General features: G+C 63.1%; 7 protein-coding genes. All 7 read right to left on the reverse strand.

The genetic code is table 11. The features are described 5' to 3' along the window. A partial coding sequence (locus VZ95_RS27430; protein WP_232302724.1) for a hypothetical protein occupies positions 1–325 on the reverse strand: 325 nt, incomplete at its 3' end. Between the two features lie 164 nt (positions 326–489). Beyond that, positions 490–708, reverse strand: a complete 219-nt coding sequence (locus VZ95_RS29425) for a GpE family phage tail protein (RefSeq protein ID WP_084627881.1) — start codon at positions 706–708, stop codon at positions 490–492. After that, entirely contained in the window at positions 615–887 is a 273-nt protein-coding gene (locus VZ95_RS17145; RefSeq protein WP_045776937.1) for a phage tail assembly protein, read from the reverse strand. The genes VZ95_RS29425 and VZ95_RS17145 overlap by 94 nt, the downstream gene beginning before the upstream one ends. Before the next feature lie 197 nt (positions 888–1,084). Beyond that, the gene (locus VZ95_RS17150; protein ID WP_052711889.1) at positions 1,085–1,468 is read right to left on the reverse strand and encodes a phage baseplate assembly protein domain-containing protein; all 384 of its coding nucleotides are present in this window, start codon (positions 1,466–1,468) and stop codon (positions 1,085–1,087) included. Beyond that, positions 1,465–1,740, reverse strand: a complete 276-nt coding sequence (locus VZ95_RS29430; RefSeq protein WP_408606105.1) for a phage baseplate assembly protein — start codon at positions 1,738–1,740, stop codon at positions 1,465–1,467. The genes VZ95_RS17150 and VZ95_RS29430 overlap by 4 nt, the downstream gene beginning before the upstream one ends. Continuing rightward, entirely contained in the window at positions 1,628–2,560 is a 933-nt protein-coding gene (locus VZ95_RS17155; protein WP_045776938.1) for a phage baseplate assembly protein, read from the reverse strand. The genes VZ95_RS29430 and VZ95_RS17155 overlap by 113 nt, the downstream gene beginning before the upstream one ends. 4 nt (positions 2,561–2,564) lie before the next feature. Next, positions 2,565–3,149 (reverse strand): hypothetical protein (locus tag VZ95_RS25910; RefSeq protein ID WP_045776939.1); only part of this gene is annotated, 585 nt, incomplete at its 5' end.

The raw sequence follows: 3,149 nt of genomic DNA on the forward strand, positions 1-3,149 counted from the left end.
GAAAAACCCTGCACTCTCCCCAAAGAGGATTACAAATCGCCTCTTCTCTTCCTGAATACCGGGCCGGTCGCGCAATATCCGAGCGGACATACAACAGCCGATCTCCTAGGCGATAGCGAAACATCAGCGTGTCCTCACCCGGTTCGGCAAACAACCTGACCGCCAGATAAGAAAAAGGGAATTTTTCGTAATACCAATCTCGAGCCAATCCAATAGGAATAGCAATGGAAAGGAAAAATATAAACCCATAAACTGGGAAAAAGAGAATCAAGAAAAAGGATCTGATTGGATGAGTTTTGATCCATCTCAAAAGACGCTTAAGCATATTAAAGCCCCTTATTATTGACCCGTGTCTCGAGGGTACACCCGCTCAAGATAATAACCTGATACCGGGTACTGCGGGGGCACACGTCCCTTGATGCCAGTATAAAGCTTATCCAAATGATGAACAAGAGCGGAACGGATTGCCCCGTTCCGCCCGTGTCCCGGTTAACGCCCGCCGCGCATCAGGCCGACGCGCTCTTCGGCTTCGGCATGGGCCAGCAGAAAATCCTCCACGGTGAGCGCGTCGATTTCCGAGGGCTGCCAGTGGAAGACGGCGGCAATATCGGCCCTTAGCTCACGCCAGTTCCGAGGAATGGTTGGCAGAAAGGGCGCAGGAACTCCAAGAGCTTCGGATATTCTTCCGCCGAGATCGCCTCGATCAATTCCACCGGCTCCCCGGCCAGGGCGGCGAGCAGATAAAGCGTCGCGCCCAAGGGGCCGTCGGCCCGATCAAAGGCTTTCAGGTCGCGAATTTTCAGTTCAGTGCTAAAATGCAATTCCTCCACCCGGCGGCTGGCGGTGAATTGAACGGGCGTTGCGAGGGTATAGGTCAGCTTGTCCATGAGGATTTCTCCATAAAAAAAGGGAGCCTTTCGGCTCCTTGGGAAGAAAAGAGCCTTGCGGCTCGGGGAGTGGTTTGAAAACTCCGCTCAGAGTTCTTCGAAGCGAATTTGGCTGGCCTGCACCCGCAGCCCCTCGGTTTCATCGAGAATGAGCCGCTGGGGGCCGCATTGGATATCGAGGCGTTTGGCCCGCAGAATCACACTGCGGTCGCGCCCGAAGTGCAGGCGGTGGTGAGCGTCTGCGGCGCGGCGGCGGGATCGTCCTGGTCGGTGTAGAGCGCTACGTCGCCGGGGGCCAAAGTGCGCGGGCGCTTGGCTTGATCGTGCGCCAAAATTGCCGCGCCATTCTCCCGCTCGCCGCCGACGAACAGGCAGACGGCAATCGCCCCCGGCAGCGGGTGCGCGGTCATTCCGTAACTTTCGAGCAGGTCGAAGTCATTTTTCACCTCCCCCGCCGAAAGCTCCGCCTGAAGCTGCTGCGTTGGGCCGCTGGCCGCCACCAGCCGAATAACGGCACGGCTGACGAGATTATCGAGCGCGCGCAGCAGCGGGCCGATAAAGCGCGATTGTCCGTCGTTCATGGCGTCGCCTCCTCAAGGGCAAGGGCACTGTCCGGCGCGGGATCGCCCGAATCGGCATAGGCATCCGGCGGCGCTAAGGTAAGATCGGTGGTGGTGCCCTGGTCGCTGAGGGCGAGAATGACCGAGCGGATGCGGTATTCGCCCGCAACGCCCAACAGATCATCCTCCACCCACACCGTCAGCCCCTTCCACCACAACCCGCCGCCGGGGTGCCGCCAGCCTGCCAACGAATAGCTGAGGGRAATTGGCGCTGCCTTTACGCGCCCGAACATCCTGCTCGGCCTGGCGGCGCAGTTCCTCCACCGTCACCCGTCCGCGCGCGGAGAGGATTTTGACGCGGCTACCCCTTATCTCGGGGTCCGTTGCAAGGCCCTCACCCAAAGCGACTGCCGGGCCATCGCGGAGGCCGGCCCCGCCGAGGGGCTGCTGTCCGCGAACGATCGTTGTGCCGAAGCGGTCGGCCCCGTCCCACTGGGCGGAGCCGCTGAGGATGGGGCTGCGCCCGAGCCGTAGCGCTGTGCGACCGCCGCCCGCGCCAGACCGGGTAAGGATGAGACCTCCCCCCGGCCCATCGCTGACCAAAAGCGCGCGCAGGGCGCACAACCGTTCGAGTTCGCCATGAATCGATTCTCCTATTTTTGCGTGAAACTCTTCCAGCGGCGGCCCGGTATCGCCCTCAACCGCAATCTCGATGCCGTGGGGGGCACAGAGCTGGCGGGCGATATCCTCCAGCTTTTTGCCGCGAATCTGTTGATCGCGGTCCACGGCGCTATCGATGAGATCGCCGGTTTTGGAGCGCCCGGAAACCGAGACCTGATGCGCCTGCGCCCCATAGGATTTCTCCACCCGGTCGACATAGCCGGTACACACCAAGGTGCCGCCGATGGAAACCTCGCAGGCGTCGCCGATACCGATGCCCCGGCTGATGATCGAAACGCCGCCGGCTTCCGCTGCGCGCGGATCAGGCCAGCGTTCGGACAGGCTGAGGGAAAAGGAGGTGGCGATACGCTCGATATCGCCGTTGACCCGCACCGAGGTCCAACCGCCGTATTCTGCGCCGTTGACGCGGAGCGTGAGCTTTTCGGGTTCCATCGCCTCAGCCCCCCACTAGATCGAGCGCCACCCCGGCGGGGATCATGCCGGGATGGCCGGCGCGCAGCACGTCGCGGTTACGCCGGGCGAGACCCTCTGCCCGGCGCGCGTCGCCATAGTCGCGGTAGGCGAGGGCCAACGACGGCATCGGGGTTGTCAGTTGCACCTGCCGCACCGGCGCGAGCGTTCCCATCCCCGCCGTCAGATGATCGACGAAGGCGGTGCGGCAGCGCGGTGATGGCGTTGAAGCCTTATCGGCGCGCGTGCGTGAGGCGGCTTCCGCCTCCACGTCACACCAATCGCACACGCGCGAGCGCCAGCGCACCGCTTCGGGATAGGTCTCCGGCTTTGCCGCGCCCGCCAGCCCCACCGCCGTTCCGAGCGCGAGCCAGCGCGTCGCGTCGGTCAAAGCATCGCGGTTTTGCTTCTGCCGAAGCCGGTTGGAGGTGGTAAGCGGGATCGACGGCAACCCGAGGCCGAAGCCCTGAAACGCCTGCTCGAACGCCCCATAGGCCCGCCCCGGATCGGGCGCGGCGCGGCCCAAGGTGCGCAGGGCGGTATCGAGCGTGCTGACGATCTCCCGCCCGCC

This window comes from Elstera litoralis, assembly GCF_000963705.1.
Classification (GTDB): Bacteria; Pseudomonadota; Alphaproteobacteria; order Elsterales; family Elsteraceae; genus Elstera; species Elstera litoralis.

What these genes read in the sequence shown, in the direction of transcription:
- VZ95_RS17150 (WP_052711889.1), bottom strand. Translation starts at nt 1,468, where the DNA reads ATGAACGACGGACAATCGCGCTTTATCGGCCCGCTGCTGCGCGCGCTC.
- VZ95_RS17145 (WP_045776937.1), bottom strand. Translation starts at nt 887, where the DNA reads ATGGACAAGCTGACCTATACCCTCGCAACGCCCGTTCAATTCACCGCC.